The organism is Bradyrhizobium valentinum (assembly GCF_001440405.1).
GTDB lineage: Bacteria > Pseudomonadota > Alphaproteobacteria > Rhizobiales > Xanthobacteraceae > Bradyrhizobium > Bradyrhizobium valentinum.
The window spans coordinates 1-19,340 of the sequence record NZ_LLXX01000150.1; the positions used below are offsets into that span (position 1 = coordinate 1).

Here is a 19,340-nt window from a genome sequence, read left to right on the forward strand (position 1 = left end):
CCCATCCTCGAATGGCTCGGTATCAAAACGTCAAAATCACTATGATGAACCACTAGCAGCAGCGCTAAACCCAGCAAAGCTGGACCCCAACCGACAATCTCGATCAATTGGAGGCAGACAGCGCCGCCGATCACGTGGCCGATGGCCCGGCCCCGGCCCAGCAGCGCGGCCCCGAGCGGCCGCTCGCCGGAATCGAGGGCTTCCGCTATGTAGCCCAATATTGCGATCCGCTGTGTGGCGGCAATTGTGGCAGGCAGCAGAAGTCGGCCTGACCGAATCGCTTAGGAATGGAGGGTTGGCGTGGTGTGCCACTTGCCCACTCCGGCCGGCCGGAAGCATAGCTCGGGTTCATCCCGATGGCCCTTGCGTCGCAAAATTGCGCGTAACAGGTTGGCGTCGCGGTGAACGCTATCAGAGTTCGCATCTTATCTAGGCGGAGGCCCATTGTTGCCAAAGAAGCCATGTGAATTCCGAGAGTCACAGCACCAGGATCGGAAAGGCGAACCGAAACACCCCGATGTTGAAGACCACGATCTGTCGGGCGGAGAAGAGGGGACGATCGAGACGCCCTCCGCTCCCAAGCGATGTTTCACGGGATGATTAGCATTACAGTTGGTGCGCCGGGAGACCGGCAAGGAGTAGGTGGTGGAAGTCCACTACGATGAAGGAGTAGCGATCCACGTCGGCCCCGAGCCGTGCGTAGACATCCGTGAGGGTGTCGGCGAAGCGTCGGCAGGGGAGTGCATAGGCCAGCCATTGAGCCGCGAAAGAATGTTTTCCCGAGAGCCGACGCTGTCAACTGAGCGGAAGGCAACACGAAGGGGTGCGATATCGCGAGCGCCCGGTCGTTTCGGCGTGGTCGCAGACCCTGGCATGTGCAGAAGCTTCTTGTACGGGAACCGGGAGCTCTCTCGGTCGGCCAGATGCTCACTGAGCAGCCTGGTCCGCGGCGGGAAGGCGAGGAGCCGTAGCCGCTGATGCACGATCCAGAGAAGTCTGACTCCGGCATAGTAGCTGCGAAGCAGGCGAACAAAGCCGGGCGACCGGTGGCGGAGCCGGCGGAGCCAAGGCCGGGGACCAAGGGGAACGAGGGCCAGCAAAGCACGCACCGGGCACAGTACCGGGCTCGCGTGACCCAAGCGCTGGACCGCGTACGGAAAGCCGCAAGGCTGAAGAAGAAGGAACGGTTCACCGCACTTCTCCACCATATCACTGTCGATACACTCCGGACGGCGTTCTATGCGCTTCGGCGCAAAGCCGCCCCCGGCGTGGATGGCATGACGTGGCAGGACTACGAGGCCGACCTTGAGCCCCGGCTCAGGGAACTGCACGAACGGGTCCACCGGGGAGCGTACCGGCCGCAACCGTCACGCCGGACGTACATACCGAAGGCGGATGGGAAGCAGCGGCCGCTGGCGATCGCGGCTCTGGAAGACAAAATCGTCCAGGGCGCGACCGTCATGGTGCTTAATGCCATCTACGAAGGCGACTTCGTCGGCTTCTCCTATGGGTTTCGACCCGGCCGGGGGCCACACGATGCGTTGGACGCCCTGACGGTAGCGATTACCACGCGGAAGGTGAACTGGATACTTGACGCCGACGTGCAAAACTTCTTCGGAAGTGTGAGCCAAGACTGGCTAGTCCAGTTTTTGGAGCACCGCGTCGGTGACAAGCGCATCATCCGCCTGATCCGTAAATGGCTGAGGGCGGGCATCCTCGAAGACGGGGTCGTAACCGTGGACGACAGGGGCACGGGGCAAGGATCGGTGATTTCGCCGCTGCTCGCCAACGTTTACCTGCACTACTGCTTCGATCTTTGGGCCGAACGCTGGCGACGGCAGGAGGCTCACGGCGACATGATTATCGTGCGCTACGCGGATGATCTGGTGGTCGGCTTCGAGCATGAGGACGACGCTCGTCGCTTCCTTGATGCGATGCGTGAACGGGTTGAGGCATTCGCGTTGACGCTCCATTCGGACAAGACCCGCCCTGATTGAGTTCGGTCGCTATGCGGCGACCAATCGCAAGACACGCGGGCTCGGCAAACCGGAGACCTTCATGTTTCTGGGCTTCATCCACATCTGCGGTAAGTCACGCCGGGGGAACTTCCTGCTCGAAAGGAAGACCCGTCGCGACCGTCTGCGGACGAAGCTCCAGGACATCAAGGCAGAGCTGCGGCGTCGAATGCACCAACCGATCCCAATCCAGGGTAAATGGCTGAGACAGGTCATCACCGGCCACTTCGCCTACTATGCGGTTCCTGCAAACGGGCGGGCGCTCTCAGCGTTCCGCTATCATGTGACCGACCTCTGGCGGCGAACGCTCCGGCGCCGCAGCCAACGAGGCGGTTTCACTTGGGATCGTATGACGAAGTTGGCGGATGACTGGCTTCCTCAACCCCGTATCCTCCATCCCTGGCCACAACAGCGTTTCGCCGTCACACACCCAAGGTAGGAGCCGGATGCCTTAATCGGGCTCGTCCGGATCTGTGCGGGGGGCGCTCAGCAATGAGCGTCCCTACCGCGAACCTTTTTGTTTTGACGTGCGCGCGCTGAGCGACCGCTGATGAGCTCTACGCCAGAGTGACCATGCGATGATGTGTGCGGGTTGGATCCGCTTTCGCGCGAGCCTGATGGCAATGCGGCGGACTTCCTGGATTGACCATCGGATCAACGACGGCGTGGCTTTGATTTGGCTTCTGCCGTGGCTCGGCGTTTGGTTTTTTTGGCGGCGGCGGATTGGCGCGATGGCGGATCACCGCCATCATGGCGAAGGCGAGCATCACCATGGAAACGTGGCGATGCCAGCCATGCCAGGATCTGCTCTCGTTGTGGTCGAGCCCGAATTCGTTCTTGGCGGTCTCAAAACTGTCCTCGATTGCCCACCGATGGCCTTCGACAGTGTTTCGATCGATGTTGCCGCTGGGCACCAGGTGGTGAAGAAGGCGAGATCGCCATCGGCGATACGACGACGGATCAGCAGACCGCGTGTGTCCAAGCGCCCGGATTTTCGTCGATTGATTCTCCGACCAGATCGGCCAATTCGAGATAGCACCAATCATGCAGCCGCGGTCCTTTGGTTCCGGCCCCTGCTGACAGGCGTTTCCAGTCGGATGCGCGCCGCGTCCGGGCGATGTCGGCAGCCGTGCCGGCGACGGGTCGACGCTTGCCCCAGGATCGAAATACATGCGCGCTGCTGACCCCGAGGACATAGCCTTTGCCTGCGCGACGCAGTTGCTGTTCGATGTCACCGACACCGTAGACCGTATCACCTGCAACCCACTTGAATGGGACGGCCATGGCGCGTGCGATCATTCTCGTCGCAAGCTTTGGTTTGGTCGCAAAGCCGGTATCGGGGGGCACGTATGCGGCTTTCAGGCGATCTGGATCGTCGGTCCATTCCTTCGGAAGATACAGCGCGCGGTCGATGAACGCGACCGTGGCACGAAACGTAGGCCGCGAAGACGCCGATCTGGCAGTTCGTGATATTGCCCGCCGAACCAGTGTATTGACGCGCTACGCCGCACGACGCCTTGCCCTGTTTGAGAAAGCCGGTCTCATCGATCACGAGGACCGCGTCATCGTCCGCCAAATGCTCGATGACATAATCGCGGACGATATCGCGCAAGGCATCCGCATCCCAATCCCTGCGACCCAGGATCGCCTGTTGCCGCCATGGGCCAGGATCGCCTGCGGCCTCAGCGCGCATCCAACCGGTCTTGCGTTGCTCGTCTCCAAGCAGACCTTCCAGAAACAAACCGGCATTCTTCGCAACACGCTCTTGCCCGAACAATGGACGTATCCGCTTCTTGATCTCCCGAAGCGACGCCGCCCACAACGCAAGCGTCTCTTCAATCGACGCTGCCTGCGTCCACGATGTTCGAATCATGGTTGCCCATGGATTCAGAAAACTTCGCAAATGGCAACTGTAATGTTAGATTGGAACGTGCCTCCGCGACGAAATTCGCTTATGTACTCAGCCTCGGGTCGTAGCTCCCACATCAGAGCGGGCCTGTTCGAAGCAACACTCGCTATCAGCGTGAGCTGGTCGCGAATCAACGACGGGTTTAACGTGGGCCGTTCTAAAAAGGCGCAGGTTGCCAGCAGGGCAACGAAGCGAAAGAATTCTTCATCGCGGACCGCAATCTCTTCTTCATCGCCCCTAGGCATGGTGGCCCTCCATCTGCTCCTACAGTGGAGGAAGTCTGGCCGCAATGGCGTCGTCTTTCTTGCTGAACACGAGAATAGAGCCGAGCGGCTGGGTGCCATCATTCATGCCCTTGATGCTTCGTGCGATGTGCTTGTTTTTCCAAGACTCAATACGCTGCCGTTGGATCAGCTCGAGCCGTCGCACGAAATCGCAGGCAGACGAAGTTCGGTCTTGCGGCGCCTTGCCAAGCCTGAGAAGCCGATTCTGCTCGTGTCCACGGCAGAGGCCGTGATGGAGCGCCTGCCCATGCCGGCGAGTTGGTCCCGCGTAATCCTCCGTTTGAAAGTGAGCGCCGCGTTCTCTGAACAAGATCTCCGGGCGCGGCTTGAGGCCCTCGGATACGACCTCGATGACGAGGCGGACTATCCCGGCGGCGCGCTGTTTCACGGGAAGACATTTGAGATTTTTCCCGCCGGCGCACTTGGTCCGTTCAGAGTAGAGCATTCGGGCAGGATGATACGTCGGATCGTGGCGTTCGACCCGATAAAACATGACATCGTTTTTGAGACGAAGGAGCTTCTCATCGATCCAATGTCGGAGCGGCTGGCGTTCGGCAAAGTACGCGGAAAACGCTCGACCCTGTTCGACTATTGTGGGCGAGCCAAGTGGATCGCGGACGCCGGGGTTTCAGCCCACGCCGATAGCTGGCTTAGCACGATCGAGGAGGCGGCCGCTCGCGCGGACCGAGAACGCGAATACCTTGGGAGGCGCGAATGGAAGCAGGCGACCAGGCGTATGAACGTGTTGTCGCAAAAGGCATCTTTCGTTCCCACACCGGACTTTTCGCAGGTCGTATCACCCAGGAAGGCGCTCCGCGCATTCGTCGACGAGACGCGACGCGCCGGTTCGCGACTGGTTTTCGTCGCAGCGCAGGATGACGACCTGCGCGTGATCGAGCGGATGAGCGGGCTCAAGGTGGAGCGCTTTGCGGATTGGAACGAGACGACGACCGGACTCAATCGCGAAGCGGCGCTTCTGGCCGACTTTGACAGAGGGTTTGTCGTACCTGGCCGGAAACCTCTTGTCGTCGTCACGGCTTCGGATGTGCTCGGCAGCAGGGCTCATCATCCGCAGGCGCTGGCTAGAAGCTGGAATGCGGCTTTCGACCACTCAGATGTACCGGAGCAGGGCACCGCGGTCGTTCATCTGCAGCGGGGACTGGCCTTGCTCGACGGCTTGCAGACCGTGGCAACGGGGGGCGGGTCGTCGCGCGAAATGATCAGGCTCGTATTTGCGGGAGGCGATGCCGTTCTCGTTCCGCCCGCCGACCTGACCCTGATCTGGCCATACGCGTCGGAGCGCGGTGAGCTGACGCTCGATAAAGCTGACGGAAGTACATGGTGGGCCCGGCGTACCGAGGCTGAGCACGAAATCCAAGTCGCCGGCAAGCAGCTCTCCAAACATATCAGCCAGCGACGCCGCCGGCGAGCTCCGAAACTTGTACCTCCGGGCCCCATCTACGAGAGATTCGTCGCGCGTTTTCCGTATTTTACGACGGTCGATCAAGCGAAGGCCATTCGGGACGTTTTGGATGATCTTGCGTCGGGCCACCCCATGGATAGGGTCATTTGCGGCGACGTCGGGTTCGGCAAGACCGAAGTGGCGTTGCGAGCCACGGCCGCCGTCGTAATGTCAGGGAAGCAGGTGGCGATCGCGGTACCGACGACGGTCCTGGCAAGACAGCATGTCGGAACTTTCCGCAAACGCTTCGCTCCGTTTGGCATCGAAGTGGGAAGTTTGTCGCGGACCGATCCGGGCGCGGAGACGAGAGAGGTGAAGGAGAGGCTGAAGAGTGGAAAATTGAAGGTTGTGGTCGGAACGCAGGCTCTCGCCTCGAAGGACGTGAAGTTCGCCGGTCTCGGCCTTGTCGTCATCGATGAGGAACAGCATTTTGGGACGACGGAGAAGGCGAGACTTTCCGGGCTGGCCAAGAGTGTTCATGCCCTTTGGATGAGCGCCACGCCGATTCCACGGACCCTCGCGGGCGGTCTTGCTGGGTTCAGGGATCTTAGCGTCATTGCCTCTCCGCCCATTCATCGACTCCCGGTCGTCACAAAGGTCGCTCCGCTTTCGGATGCTGCTATTGCCTCCGCATTGCTGCGCGAGCAAAGGCGCCACGGGCAAAGCTTCTTGATCTGTCCGCGAATTCAGGATCTCGATCCGATGCTGGCGCGCGTTCAATCGGTGGCCCCGGATCTCCGCATCGTCTGTCTGCATGGCAAGTTGCCCGCCGACGACATAGACGACCGAATGATGAGCTTCGTCGAAGGCGCGGCGGACGTGCTGCTGGCGACCAACATAGTGGAGAGCGGTCTAGATATCCCACGTGCAAACACCATCGTGGTCTGTTGGCCCGAAAGGTTCGGCTTGGCCCAACTTCATCAGCTCAGAGGACGGGTAGGCCGCAGCGGGATACGCGCGTTTGCGCATTTGCTGACCGATTCGGACTCGGAGCGATCTGAGAAGCGATTGGCAGTTCTGGAGGAATTCAACAGACCGGGCGCGGGTTTCGCGATCAGTGCGCGGGATCTGGACCTCAGGGGAGCCGGGGACCTGCTTTCCGAGCGGCAGTCGGGCCATGTGCAGGTGTTCGGGCCGGTGCTCTACAGCCACCTTCTGAAATTGGCCTCGGAGAAAGCCGACGACAGAACAGCCCATCTGTGGGTGCCTGACCTGAATCTGCCGGTAGGGGACATGTTGCCCGCAGGCTACGTGCAATCGGAGGCGGTGCGGCTGGAAATCTACGGCCGCGTTGCCAGATGCCGATGCGAAGATGAGCTGGACGATCTCGAGGAGGAGACCTCTCGTCGCTTCGGCAGATTGCCTCCAGCGGCCCGCGATTTCTTTGCCGCAGCAAGGCTCAGGATCGACTGCAGAAGAAGAGGAATTATAAGACTTGATGTCGGCCTGGATGCCGTAGCCGCGACATTCCTGCCGGGACGACTTCGGAAATCCAAGGGGCGATCCCTGCAACGCGATGGCGATCGGGTCGTCTACATCAGCAACGGACGCGAGGGACCGCTTAGGAAGGTCGAAGAGTTCCTCGACCTTCTGAACGAGTAATCGCGGTCACTGCTATTCATCTCAAAATGAGAGACAACTGATCCTCGTCGTCAGCTTCGGGGTCGTTGAATCCGAAACGGAGATTACTCTGGATGTTCTCGGTGACGCCAACATAGACCTCGTCGAGCGCGGCTCGATGATTTCCGTGTGGTCGGCGAAGATCGTCGGATCTGACGAGAGATATCGTTGTAAACGTCGAAGCGAGGCTTAACGAACATCAGGTCAAGGCATTGCGCTTGGCTGTCCGATGGCATCGCCGACCTGATCCCGAACTTGCGTGCCTCGTAGCTGGCGGAGGCTACCACGCCTCGCTCCTTTGATCCTCCCACGGCTACCGGCTTGCCGGGCAGGTCAGGATTGGTCCGCTGCTTCACCGACGCGTAGAACGCATCCAATGTCAATGTAGATAATCTTGCGCAGAAGGGGCGCAGCCCCATCCTGTTCCCGGCGGGAAAGTCTCATGCATGAGTAATACAAAATCTTGAACCTTTTCTGCTGTCCTCCGCTATTCGAGGCGTGCTCTCGCAGCGCCTGAGCCGCCTGCTCTGTCCAACTTGCTCCCGCCCGCTGCATCCCAATAACAACGCAGCCCGCCAGCAATTAACTCGGTTTGCCGCGCTGACCCCTCTCAGTTTTGCAGTTGACCAGGTCAGGGAGCCCGTCGGCGACGTCCAGTATCACGGGTCAGGCTACAAGGGGCGCATCGCAATCGCGGAGCTGATCACGACCAACGACGACCTGCGGCAGGCCGTCCTTCGGAGGGCCGATCCCCACCGAGCACAGGATCCGGATCCTCCGGCTCGTCGAGAACATGACGCTCGCAACGCCGGGGGATATCTGACCGAATCCATCCACGGCGCCGGACAGCCGCAGGCGCAGCGGATTCAGATCGCCCGCTCGATGCAGATCGAGTTCAAGAAGGAACTGGCCAAGACCCGACACGAGGTTAGAATCCCATGGCGATGAGGATGACGGCAAAATTCAACTCGCTGCGCCCCGCGAAGCCGTGTGGACCAAGATTAACGACCAGGCCGTGCTCAAGGCGTGCATTCCGGGCTGCGAAGAGCTCGAGAAGACCGATGACCACGGATTTCGTGCGGTCACCAGGGATGAAGGTTGGACCGGTATCGGCACGGTTCAAAGGCAAGGTCACGCTGAGCGGACCTCAATCCCTCGATCGGCTACAAGATCTCGGGGGAAGGAGAGGGCGGCGTCGCTGGCTTCGCAAAGGGTGGGGCAAAGGTCAACCTGGCCGAAACGGACGGAGGCACGCTGTTGAGCTACCATGTGGCGGCCCAGATCGGCGGCAAATTGGCACAGCTTGGCCAGGGGCTGATAAACGGCGCGGCCAAGAAATTAGCCGACGAGTTCCTCGCCAACTTCGCCAAAACCATTCAGGTTCGGGGATGGACGTTCTGATTACGTGGCAGCAAACGCGCAAGGAGCCGCAATGGCGGTGAGCTTGATGCCGCGATCGCCCCTTGTACTGGGTCGGGATGCCGACATTCTGAAACGCCTTGAAAAGCAATGCACTTCTCACGCAAACATTTCTGTAAAGCATTGAATTCACGGTCTTGTCTCGCTTCCCCAGGGGGCGCGCTAAAATGCTCGATATTCGCGAAATTTTGTGATGGAAGTTCCGATCGGAAGTGCCAGCCTCTCGATCGACTGCAAGCGATGGTGGGCAGGAGAATCTCAAAAGCCAAGCTTGTCCCAAAGATAGAAACGAGCATTGCACCACAATCGCGGGCAAAGCAGATCTCCCAGTTGTATACCTCCGGATTTCCGAGTTCGATCCACGTCGGGCTCGGCTTTCAGCGATGCACCCAATTGCGCTTCTTTGCTCTCACCGAATAAGACAAAGGTATGGGAGGCATCCCATCCGGAAGTCCCGTCAGGCGTAGGCACCAAGTTTTCCAGACCGCGCCACGGCAGGACGCCGTGTTCATAAACATCGTAATTGTAAGTCCGGCATCGATCAGTCCGCCGAGAACTGCTGACAGAGTATGTATCCACTCTCGTGTTGATTGATGCGAAAAACCGTCGGGTCGCCGGTGTAACTGAGCGTCATCGAAGTAAAGCTCCCCGCTTGGGTGGCGATGACAAAATTGCCGATTTCGTTGCTGATGCCTGCGCAACGGTTGCGGTCGCTTACCATCGTGCCGCTGGCGTCTACGTCGCGGATGAACAAATGAAGGAATTAGGAACCGCTGCAGTTCATCTCTTAACGATGGCAACGTCATATACCCGTGCGCAAGGAGTAGCGGGCCGAGAAAGCCCTCGGCACAGAACAAGACCGGCACAGTAACCGGCTACACGCCTTCGGGGGCGGGGCCGCCGGCCGAGAGAGCACAGCAGCCCCCGTTGTGCAAGATGGGAACGCCCACGGTGATTTCAGGCGGCCCACCTGACGCGACCTAAGGCCAACGAGCACGACGAGCGGAGTTGCGGAGTGAGCGGTGCACCAGGGAAATTATTTGAGATTGGCAAGTGTTAGCGTTGCCATGCCCGGGGCGTTGACGGCGAGCTCGCGGCCATAAAAAGGGCCGCCCGAAGTAATCGAGCGGCCCATGTCCGGGCTTAAAATGAAATGCTTATGAAGTACTCCCACCCCGGGCTTCAGAGACTTGCATCGCCGGGACGAGGGCGTGAATCAAAAATGCTGTTCCGACGACGGAACAGAGAGAGTGTGGCAACGGGATCACAGGACGTCTGTGCCGCGGCTGCAGCACCCCAGTACGGGACAGGCTCGTGAGACCGCCGGAATGGGCGGAGACCGGCGGCCCTCGCCGCAAACCGAGCACGGGGGCTGGTGATTGCTCGGAGTGCGACAGCTCCCAACGAGGTCCAAGGCCGCTCAGTTTCTTGGGGCGGGGCGGGAGAAACGAATGTAATGGAAGACATTCGGCGTCGCCCCTTAGCCGGCGAGTTCGCTGGTGATCGGCTGTCGGCTATACCTTGATGACCATGGGACTCATTCCATTTCGCCGCCGCTCCAGCGTGCCGATTGCCATCTGGGCTGTCGCTGCCGCTGGGGCCCGCCTTTGTCGCGACCACGATCTTCCTGAACTGGCAGAGCAGGCCGGCAGTTCGAGAAGCTAAGGTCCAGGTCCTGGGACCCACCCTAACCAGTCCGGCCCGATCGAGGTGATCGACGGCGACACCGTGCGTTTCAATGGCGAGCTTTACCGTCTCCCTGGCTTCGACTCGCCGGAGCGCGGTGACAAGGCGCGCTGCGACAGCGAACGCCGTCTCGCAGAGGCAGCTACGGCGCGCTTGCGCTCTCTTATCGAAAAAGGTGACGCCAAATTGGTGAGTGTGGCCTGCTCATGCCGGCCAGGGCAGGAAGGCACTGATAAGTGCAACTACGGGCGGTTGTGCGCCTCGCTGTCGATCGGAGAATGGGACGCCGCCAGTACCTTGATTGGCGAACCCCTATGTGTGGTGCGAGTTGTCCGCCGCGGCGGCGCAAGTTCTCCGGCTACGCTCGCGTTGAGGGCGGCGGCCGCGCCAACGTCGGCGTGCAGGCCACCACCCAGTTCGACAAGGGCGGCGCGGTCAAAACGTTGTTCGGGCATTCCTACCAGCTGTTCGGCATGAACTCCTTCGCGGTCCAGGATTCCATCAAAACCGGTCTCGATTCCGGCCTCGACAAGCCGCGCTCCGACTATGTCGCGAGCGTCAGTTGCTCCCCGAACCGGACCTATACGTTCAGCGTCCGCAGCCGGATGGACGAGCAGACCTGGAACATCCAACGATTCGAGGCCGATGGCCGCGCCAATTTCGACCGCAGGTCGGTGAGCATGATCTACGGCAACCCCGCAGCCCGAGCTCGGGTATCTAACACGCCGCGAGGGCATTCTGACCATCGGCTCGCTGAAGGTCGCGTCCAACTGGGTGGTGACGGGTTCCGCGCGCTGGGATCTCGAGGCCAACAAGATCAACCAATATGTGGTCGGCGCCGGTTATGTCGACGATTGCTTCGTGCTGGCGGCGAACTATGTAATTGCCTATAGCTACTCCGCGGGCACCACGCCGCCCGTGTTGAATAAGACCTACCTGCTAACTATCGGTCTACGAACGATCGGGGTGAATTCGGTCGGCTTCTGAGGCGACGATGTCGCTGCCTGCGCATCGATAACTTGACATGCCTCGCCCTCTCGTGGCCTCCGCTGCGCACGCGCCGAAAGGTCGAGAGGCGAAGGTGGCCTGACGAAGGCGGCGGCCGCAGTTCGATTTAACAATACAGCGAAGACGGTCGCCAAATGGATCTGACGGTTCCGCGGATAAGTGTGCATGGATTGCGCGATCGCTCCTCAAGGCCCCTTTAATTGCCAAGCCAAACCCCGCCTGCCACGTGCTCCGCAGTCGAGGCGTTGCGCCGGCAGTGCCACACTGGCAAGCAGATCGCTGCCGAAGTCGGAGTGTCAGCGGCACCGTGAGCCGCATCCTGCGCCGGTTTGGCCCGAACAGGCTCGCCGCTCTGGAGCCGGCCGAGCCTATCCGTCGCTGAGCGGCAGCATCCGGGCGAATTGATCCAGATCGACACCAAAAAACTCGGCAATTCAATCGCGTCGGACATCGCATACTGACGATCTGACTGGCCAGAGAAATCTGCGCGGGCGTGGCCAGGCGCCGCTACAATGTGTCCCGCATCGCGTTCAGTCAGTTCATGAAGGACAAGAGGGGGTCCGCCGTCGCCTTTCGACGGCCATTCCCTACTATGCGAGCCTGGGCGTGACAGCGGGGGTGTCATGACCGACAATGGCTCCCGCTGCAAAGTAATCGTCCGGTGAGGGCGGGGGATAGTTGCGTGGTGTGGTAGTCTGATCTGCAGCGGACTGAGCAGAGACCTTTTTCCATTCCCAGGGCAGCAGCCAAAGGTCGCTCCGCTTTTTCGGATGCTGCTGTTGCCTCCGCATTGCTGCGCGAGCGAAGGCGCCACGGGCAAAGCTTCTTAGACTAGTCCGTCGTCCGTGAAGAATTCCCAAGCCGTTGATTTGGAATCCTGAAACGGCGTTTTGCCGTAAGTGGATTTGCCGGAAAGCGGGGCTTTGGAGCGGGATTCCTTGCAAACTTGATTTGTGATTCACTCGCCCCCAGAACCGGCATTGGCGAGGGATTCGATGCGGCCACGGGAACGGAGCGAGACGGGAGAGCAGGATCTTTTCCGCTCGCGGCTCGACCAGATCATCGACTTGAAGCATCCGCTGGTGACGCTGGGCCGCACGGTGGATTGGAGGTTCCTGGAGGAACGGTTCGGCGAGGTTTACAACGATGATCCCGGCCGCCCGCCGCTGCCGACGCGCTTGATGGCGGGGCTGGCGATCCTCAAGCACACCTACGACTTGTCCGACGAGGTGCTGTGCGAGCGGTGGGTCGAGAACCCCTATTACCAATACTTCTGCGGCGAGGAGTTCTTCCAGCACCGACTGGTGTTCGACCGCTCGTCGCTGACGCGCTGGCGCAACCGGATGGGCGAGGAGCGGCTGGCGGCGCTGATCCAGGAGAGCCTGTCCGTCGCCACCAGGACCAAGGCGATCAAGCCGTCCGAGCTGTCGCGGGTGATCGTCGACACCACGGTTCAGCCCAAGAACGTGACGTTCCCCACCGATGCAAAGCTTCTGAACCGGGCGCGCGAGAAGCTGGTGCGGCTGGCGCAGCGCCATGGGGTGGCTTTGCGCCAGTCCTATGCGCGGGTGGGCAAGTTCGCCCTGATCCAGCACCAGCGCTATGCCCACGCCAAGCAGTTCAAGCGCGCCAAGCGGAAGCTCAAGACGCTGCGGACCTATCTGGGCCGCGTGATCCGCGACATCGCCCGCAAGATCGAGGGTAACAGCGGGCTCGAGGCGGCGTTCGCAAAGCTGCTGGCGCTGAGAACCGACGCGAGGGAGGACCGCTTTGGAAGGTCGAAGAGTTCCTCAATCTTCTGGACGATTGAAGCGAGTGTCGCTATCTGCACAGATGAGAGAGTCGATTGACCGAGTTCCGCCCGTGTCGATGATGGCGACCGACCTGCTGCGACGATCGATTCGAAATCGGAGAACTTCCGGGAGCGCTCTTTTGGCTTCTCGCTATCGCGTTCTTTCTCTCTCAGCTGGTGCTAATCCTGCGAGCGCGCCAATGCGGCGCTCATTGTCTTTCATCTCGGTTGGGCGTTTGTGATGCAAGTATGTGACGGGCTTGCGGTTCAGCCCTGGATCCCTCACCAGGGCCGCTACCCGAAAGTCGCTTACCAGACGGCCTTTGCAGTTGATCTTGTGATTCAGGTTGGATTCGTAGTCCGCGCGCCCCGATCGCGGAGGAGAGCGGATGCGCTGCGAGTTTGCTTTGACTCGGGCGTTGTCGCACAAGACCTTCATGCGGAGCTAACAGCGCGTTGTCTTTCTTCCAGCCGTCACATTCGCTTTAAATGCGCATACCGATCGCCAGACGCCGTTTTGATCTTTTGCGAGAACTGAATTATATCGCGGCTCGGAGGATGTGCGATGTTCGGAAAGAAGAAAATGCTGCGCAAGCGTGAGACCCAGGAGGTTCAAAACCGATTCGAGCGAAACGAGCCAGCAGGGAAGGACATTTACGCCCGAATCGCTGATTTGAAGAACGTGCCGCGCGACAACCTGCCTGATGCGGTCTTCATGCTCTTCGTTGAAGCAAAACACCAAAGCGAGCTGATTCGGCAATCGATCAAGGACCGTACCCGCTATGACTTCAATTTCGTCGGGTCCGTCGACGGCGATCTTGCGACCTACCTCGCGGAGGAAGCGGCGCATGCGCTCCGAGATCACGTTACCAACCCGCAGACATTCTTGGAGGCGATGTCTGAGGAATTTCCGGATGTGCACTTCACGATCCAACAGCAGGACGCCGTTTCCATGGTTGCTTCGATAATCCGTGTACAGCGGCTGGAAGGCATCCTGGAAGGTCTGCGGCTTGCCGGCCTACTGAACAAAGCGCCAAACCGCCGTCGGATCAGCCCGCAGAAGGACGGGATGCTTTAGCAGGTCCACTTCAAGGCGCTTCTGGTACCATAGCGGCTCGAATCGCCGGTCGTGATTCTGTGGTCGCACCGGAGGGGACGATGCGACCGAAGAAGCCGGAGACGACGGGAAGGCGATCTGTTCCGCGCCACGCACGACCAGATCATCAACCTAAAGCACGAGCTGGTACAGCTCGGTGGCAAGATCGACTGGGACTGAAATGAAATTGCAAGCTTTCAGGTCTTCAAACCCAAAAAGCTTGCAATCTCAAACCTCGCTCCGCTCCCAAAAAATCGACTACCGCTCAATGGCTGGACCGCGTAATCGCGGCTGACGGCTTCTCGAAGGCACGAGGTTCGGTAGGATCTACTCAGCGGATTATCGAAAGGGAGCGGCTCTATGAAGCAATCCGTTGGTTTGGACATCTCAAGAAACCAGCATTTGCGTTTTGGACCAGACCGGCGGCGTGACATTCGAAGGTTGCGCGCCCACCAATCCGGAGGCCATCGCTAAACTCTTGCGGCGGCATGCTGGCAATGCTGAGCGGATCGTTTTTGAAACGGGCTCGCTATCCAATTGGCTTTGGCACCAACTCAGGGCGCTGGGTTTTCCGGTTATTTGCCTTGATGCGCGTCATGCCAACGCAGCGTTATCGTGCGCATCAACAAGTCGGATCCAAATGATGCCAAAGGGCTAGCCGAAATGGCCCGCATGGGATGGTACCGGGAAGCTGCCGTGAAGGGGGCGGAGATCTGGAAAACCCGTTCGATGCTGGCGGCTCGAACCAAGCTGGTGAATCTGCGGCGAGATCCCGATAACCAAATGCGCGGCCTGTGTAAGGGGCTCGGAATAGTGCTCGGCAAGGCCGGTTCGACCAACCTGGCTCGCAAAGTCAACGCCGTACTCGTTGAAGCACCGGATTTACAAGATATTTTCGCGCCGCTGCTCCTTGCCCAGTCCTGCTTGACCGCGCAAATTGAAAAACTCGATCGATAGCTCCTGACGGTAGCAAAAGGCAACCAAACTGTTCGGCGGATGATGACCGTTCCCGGTATCGGTCCCCCGACTGCCCTGTCGTTCGTCGTGACCATCGATGACCCCACTCGCTTCAGACATTCCGCCGACGTTGGCGCCTATCTCGGCCTAACACCAAGACGTCATCAATCCGGTGAGATCGACCGCACTGCGCGCATCTCCAAGCGCGGCAACCACCAGGTTCGAACTTATTTGTTCGAGGCCGCGAACGTCGTCCTGACCGTTGTCAGGCGAGGCTCTGCGCTCAAGCGCTGGGGCAGCAAGCCGGCCAAACGCATCGGCGCCAAAAAGGCAAAGGTTGCGGTCGCTCGCAAAATGGCTGTCATCCTTCATGCCATCTGGACCGATGGCACCGAGTTCCAGGCAGAGATGCGCACTGCATGAACCAGTCTTAAACCAACACAGATCCGCCTTCGGCGGAACAAGCGTCCCTGCCGGGACGAAGGTGTTGGCAATCTCGAAGTCGTCCCTGCGGGCGTTACGCACCGCGCTCTTCACATCGAGATGCCACACCTCTTGAACGCCATCCTCTAAGCGCGTTCCCGGGCGTGCGGATCGCCGCTGCGGCGGATTGCGCCGGCTTCTTGCAGCACCGAGATCTCACAGCCCTGCAGCGTTCGGATCGCCGGGCGGGCCGCTGCTTAAACATCAGCATATGACTCCTGCTCAGGACGAATCCTATGCGTGTCCCGAGTTCCGCGCTCCTAAACGAGGCAAGTATTCCGAACTGCCATAAGTCTGGCTTTCAACGGTGTTTCGTTCCCAAGCGGGACTTAGGGATGCGTTATCTGAAGATGGACGTCGTCCCTTATTCGGGGAAGCCGAGATCGGCTTTCGACGAACTCCACGACGGAGAGAGGCGGCTTGCGATTAGAAGACCCGCCTGGCACTTGGTGCAGGAAGATCGACCCGAGTTGGCTGAAATTCCATTGCAAGTCCGACGACTTGCAACAGTCCGCGTCTTCCGAGTTTCCGAGCCCCAACCGCACAGCTCATCGTCATTGCACTCGATCCACCTGTAGTAGGATTGTATCCGAGGATCGGCGTCGACAGGAGCATATTGCTTTCCCGGCCATTGGCCAAAAACTTCAAGGTACAGGTGGCGCAGCGTCCAGATGCTGTAGAGATCCAGCAGCGTCCTGAGATCGCCGCCGTCAAACCATACCCCGTCGGCCGGTGAGAGGCGCAGATCGAACCGTCTTCGAAATTGGTGTGCCGCGGTCGAGATGTTGGTATTTTTGTTGGTATCGCACGGAATCTGGAAAAGAAATTCCCGCTAGTTCAAGTGGTTAGGCGTCAAGATCCATTACCTCGGACGTAATGGAATGCGTGAAATTCGCATGGTAGGTTTTCCACCATGAACGCACATGCTTCCGCGGCGCGAGCCGAACGAACCCAACCCGTCCACATCGGCGACCATCTGCGCGAATGGCGCCAGCGTCGTCATCTCAGCCAGCTCGATCTGGCGGGGGATGCCGAGATATCCGCGCGTCATCTCAGCTTTGTGGAGACGGGCCGCGCCGCGCCGTCGCGCGAAATGGTGCTGAAGCTCGCCGAACGATTGGAGGTTCCCTTGCGTGAACGCAACGTACTCCTCGTCGCCGCAGGCTTTGCCCCGGCCTTTCCGCAGCGCTCGCTCGACGATCCCGCGCTGAAATCCGCGCGGCAGGCGATCGACCTCGTGCTCAAGGCGCATGAACCCAATCCGGCGCTGGCCTATGACCGGCACTGGAATCTGGTGACGGCCAACCGCATGGTCGCGCCGCTGCTCGAAGGCTTGCCGCCGCATCTGCTCGGGCAGCCCTTCAATATTTTGCGGCTCGCCTTTCACCCCGAGGGGCTGGCGCCGCGCACGGTCAACCTCGCCGAATGGAGCGCGCATCTGTTGGAGCGGCTGCACCGGCAGTGCGAGGCGACGGCTGATCCCGAACTGCTCAAACTGTATCAGGAGTTGAAAGCCTACCGGATGCCGGCGAGGTCCGGACCGGTCTCGGCCGACAATGTCGCGATCCCCTTCAAGCTGCGCCGCAATGGCGACGTGCTCAGCTTCATCTCCACCACCATGGTGTTCGGCACGCCGGTCGATATCACGCTGCAGGAGCTGGCGCTGGAAACCTTTTTCCCGGCCGATGATCTGACCGCCGAGCGGATGCGACAGATCGCGGCGAATCTGACGTAATCTGTAGGATGGGTAGAGCGAAGCGAAACCCATCATTTAGAAGCCCGGCAAGGTTGATGGGTATCGCTTCGCTCCACCCATCCTACATGGCCGCGGTTTACACCGGCCCAGGGCCTTCGCATAACAATAACCGCGGAGGTAAAGTGATACGAGACATGCGGCCATTGCCCTTGTCTCCTCGCCCAATCGGACTACTTTCCGGCCATCATTCAGCGAGGACGTCCCGATGAGCACCCTGAAACCCCTCAAGATCGACATCGTCTCCGACGTGGTCTGCCCCTGGTGCTATATCGGCAAGCGCCGGATCGAGAACGCGCTGGCGCTAGTGCCGGATGTTCCGGTCGAAGTGCGCTGGCGGCCGTTCTTCCTCAATTCCTGGGTGCCCCGCGAGGGCATCAGCCGCGACGAATATCTCACCGCCAAGTTCGGCTCGGTCGAAGCCTACAAGGGCATCGCCGGCCGCGTCGTCGCGGCTGCGGGCGAGGAGGGGCTGACCTACCGGCCCGAACTGGTAAAGCGCCAGCCCAACACCATCGACTGCCACCGCCTGATCCACTGGGCGGGAGCGCAGGGCAAGGCCGCCGAGATGAAGCAGCGGCTGATGGAATTGTACTTCCGCGACGGCGGCGATCTGACCGACGTCAACGTGCTGGTGCAGGCAGCGGCCGATGTCGGGCTCGACGCCGACGACGTGCGCAGGCGCCTCGCCACCGATGAGGATGTCGCGCTGATCTCGGGGCAAGCACAGGAAGCCTCCGACAAGGGCATCTCCGGCGTGCCGACATTCGTGTTCGCGCAGAAATACGCCGTCTCCGGCGCCCAGCCCGCCGACCAGCTCGCCCGCGCCATCCGCCAGGTATCCGGCGAAATCAACGCGCAGGCGGCGGAGTAGTCGCCGGCCTTCTTGACCCCTCGCCCCGCTCTTGCGGGGTCGAGACGAGCGAAAGCTCGCTCTTAGAGGGTCAGGGTGAGGGGCTCTCTCCAGACAGCGCAGTGTAGCGTCTGACAGTGAGTGTCGCCCCAACAACAAACAACAACGATATTTGGGGAGGCATCATGATCTACGAACTGCGAACCTACACCGTAAAGCCTGGCACGCTCGGCGACATGATCAAGGCGGCGAGCACGGTGTCGCGCGACATCCGCAAGGACGATTACGGCAAGCTCGAAGGCTACTGGTCGACCGAGATCGGGCCGCTCAATCAGGTCCTGCACATGTGGAGCTACAACAGTTTCGACGAGCGTGCGCGGATGCGCGCGGAGCTGGCCAAGAACCCGCGCTGGACCGGCGAGTATGTGCCGTTGATCCGCCCCTTGCTGGTGCGTCAGAAGGTCCGCCTGATGAACGCGGTGAGGCCGCCGGTTGCGCCGGCATCGACGGGCAATGTCTACGAACTCCGCAACTATCGGGGCAAGCCTGCCGGTGGCCTGAAGCAGTGGCTCGATGCGTTCACCGCGGTGCTGCCGGAGCGTGAGAAATATTCAAAGATCGTCGGCCTCTGGACGACCGAAGCGGGGCAACCGAACGAAGCCTGCCACATCTGGGCCTATCCCAGCCTGAACGCCCGCGCCGAAGCGCGGGGCAATGCGATGAAGGATCCTGCCTGGCAGGAATTTCTTGGCAAGGGTCCGAGCTTTCTCGAGGAAATGCACTCGACCATCATGCTGCCGGCGCCGCACTCGCCGCTGCAGTGAGGCGATGAAGTAGCCCGGATGGAGCCAACGGGTCGCGCGAATACGCGCGCCCGATGACAGGCTCCGCGCAATCCGGGATTACGGCGTCTAGCTTGACCGGTCCCGGGTTGCGCTTCGCTTCACCCGGGCTTGTATGGGGATATGGTTGTCAAGGGGGATGATTGATCAGGGCATGTATT

The 19,340-nt window shown here is 60.3% G+C and carries 10 protein-coding genes and 8 pseudogenes; 13 read left to right on the top strand and 5 right to left on the bottom strand.

Going from position 1 to position 19,340, the window contains the following annotated elements; genetic code table 11:
* Nucleotides 1-218, bottom strand: a pseudogene (locus CP49_RS46740) (hypothetical protein); the annotation flags it as partial.
* Between the two features lie 759 nt (nt 219-977).
* On the opposite strand from CP49_RS46740, the gene CP49_RS26655 reads away from it, so the two are divergent.
* Both CP49_RS26655 and CP49_RS49625 read left to right on the top strand, forming a co-directional pair.
* The gene (locus CP49_RS26655) at nt 978-1,997 is read left to right on the top strand and encodes a reverse transcriptase domain-containing protein (protein ID WP_476695629.1); all 1,020 of its coding nucleotides are present in this window, start codon (nt 978-980) and stop codon (nt 1,995-1,997) included.
* Nucleotides 1,998-2,058: 61 nt separating this feature from the next.
* Nucleotides 2,059-2,454, top strand: coding sequence for a hypothetical protein (locus CP49_RS49625; protein ID WP_476695630.1), 396 nt, complete (start codon nt 2,059-2,061; stop codon nt 2,452-2,454).
* 265 nt (nt 2,455-2,719) lie between these two features.
* Here the strand turns inward: CP49_RS49625 and CP49_RS26660 are convergent.
* Together CP49_RS26660 and CP49_RS49005 are read right to left on the bottom strand one after the other, a co-directional pair.
* Nucleotides 2,720-3,888 (bottom strand): annotated as a pseudogene (locus tag CP49_RS26660) (IS701 family transposase); the annotation flags it as partial.
* Between the two features lie 14 nt (nt 3,889-3,902).
* On the bottom strand, nt 3,903-4,169 hold the full coding sequence (locus CP49_RS49005; protein WP_057853144.1) for a hypothetical protein: 267 nt from the start codon (nt 4,167-4,169) through the stop codon (nt 3,903-3,905).
* On the opposite strand from CP49_RS49005, the gene CP49_RS26670 reads away from it, so the two are divergent.
* Nucleotides 4,168-7,272, top strand: a complete 3,105-nt coding sequence (locus CP49_RS26670) for a DEAD/DEAH box helicase (RefSeq protein ID WP_057853145.1) — start codon at nt 4,168-4,170, stop codon at nt 7,270-7,272. The two genes, CP49_RS49005 and CP49_RS26670, sit on opposite strands and share 2 nt — an antisense overlap.
* Nucleotides 7,273-7,360: 88 nt before the next feature.
* Here the strand turns inward: CP49_RS26670 and CP49_RS43440 are convergent.
* A pseudogene (locus tag CP49_RS43440) lies at nt 7,361-7,734 on the bottom strand (Y-family DNA polymerase); the annotation flags it as partial.
* Nucleotides 7,735-7,788: 54 nt separating this feature from the next.
* On the opposite strand from CP49_RS43440, the gene CP49_RS49630 reads away from it, so the two are divergent.
* Both CP49_RS49630 and CP49_RS26685 read left to right on the top strand, forming a co-directional pair.
* A complete protein-coding gene (locus CP49_RS49630) occupies nt 7,789-8,238 on the top strand; it encodes an ATPase, T2SS/T4P/T4SS family (protein WP_476695631.1) in 450 nt (149 codons plus the stop codon).
* Between the two features lie 13 nt (nt 8,239-8,251).
* Nucleotides 8,252-8,691: pseudogene (locus tag CP49_RS26685) on the top strand (CoxG family protein).
* Between the two features lie 559 nt (nt 8,692-9,250).
* On the opposite strand, the gene CP49_RS26690 reads toward CP49_RS26685, so the two are convergent.
* Nucleotides 9,251-9,463: a hypothetical protein gene (locus tag CP49_RS26690; RefSeq protein WP_057853148.1), complete on the bottom strand. Its 213-nt coding sequence runs from the start codon at nt 9,461-9,463 to the stop codon at nt 9,251-9,253.
* 1,279 nt (nt 9,464-10,742) lie between these two features.
* On the opposite strand from CP49_RS26690, the pseudogene lptD reads away from it, so the two are divergent.
* The 8 genes and pseudogenes from lptD to CP49_RS26730 form a co-directional block, all read left to right on the top strand.
* A pseudogene (gene lptD, locus CP49_RS43450) lies at nt 10,743-11,382 on the top strand (LPS assembly protein LptD); the annotation flags it as partial.
* 188 nt (nt 11,383-11,570) lie between these two features.
* Nucleotides 11,571-12,044: pseudogene (locus CP49_RS49405) on the top strand (transposase family protein); the annotation flags it as partial.
* Nucleotides 12,045-12,398: 354 nt separating this feature from the next.
* A pseudogene (locus CP49_RS26705) lies at nt 12,399-13,148 on the top strand (IS5 family transposase); the annotation flags it as partial.
* Nucleotides 13,149-13,760: 612 nt separating this feature from the next.
* A complete protein-coding gene (locus CP49_RS26710) occupies nt 13,761-14,273 on the top strand; it encodes a hypothetical protein (protein WP_057853151.1) in 513 nt (170 codons plus the stop codon).
* Between the two features lie 378 nt (nt 14,274-14,651).
* Nucleotides 14,652-15,671: pseudogene (locus CP49_RS49635) on the top strand (IS110 family RNA-guided transposase).
* A 973-nt stretch (nt 15,672-16,644) separates the two neighbouring features.
* Nucleotides 16,645-17,466, top strand: a complete 822-nt coding sequence (locus tag CP49_RS26720; protein WP_057853152.1) for a helix-turn-helix domain-containing protein — start codon at nt 16,645-16,647, stop codon at nt 17,464-17,466.
* Between the two features lie 226 nt (nt 17,467-17,692).
* Entirely contained in the window at nt 17,693-18,358 is a 666-nt protein-coding gene (locus CP49_RS26725; RefSeq protein WP_057853153.1) for a DsbA family oxidoreductase, read from the top strand.
* 164 nt (nt 18,359-18,522) lie between these two features.
* Complete coding sequence (locus CP49_RS26730) at nt 18,523-19,161, top strand: NIPSNAP family protein (protein ID WP_057853154.1); 639 nt, start codon at nt 18,523-18,525, stop codon at nt 19,159-19,161.
* Nucleotides 19,162-19,340: the final 179 nt, after the last annotated feature.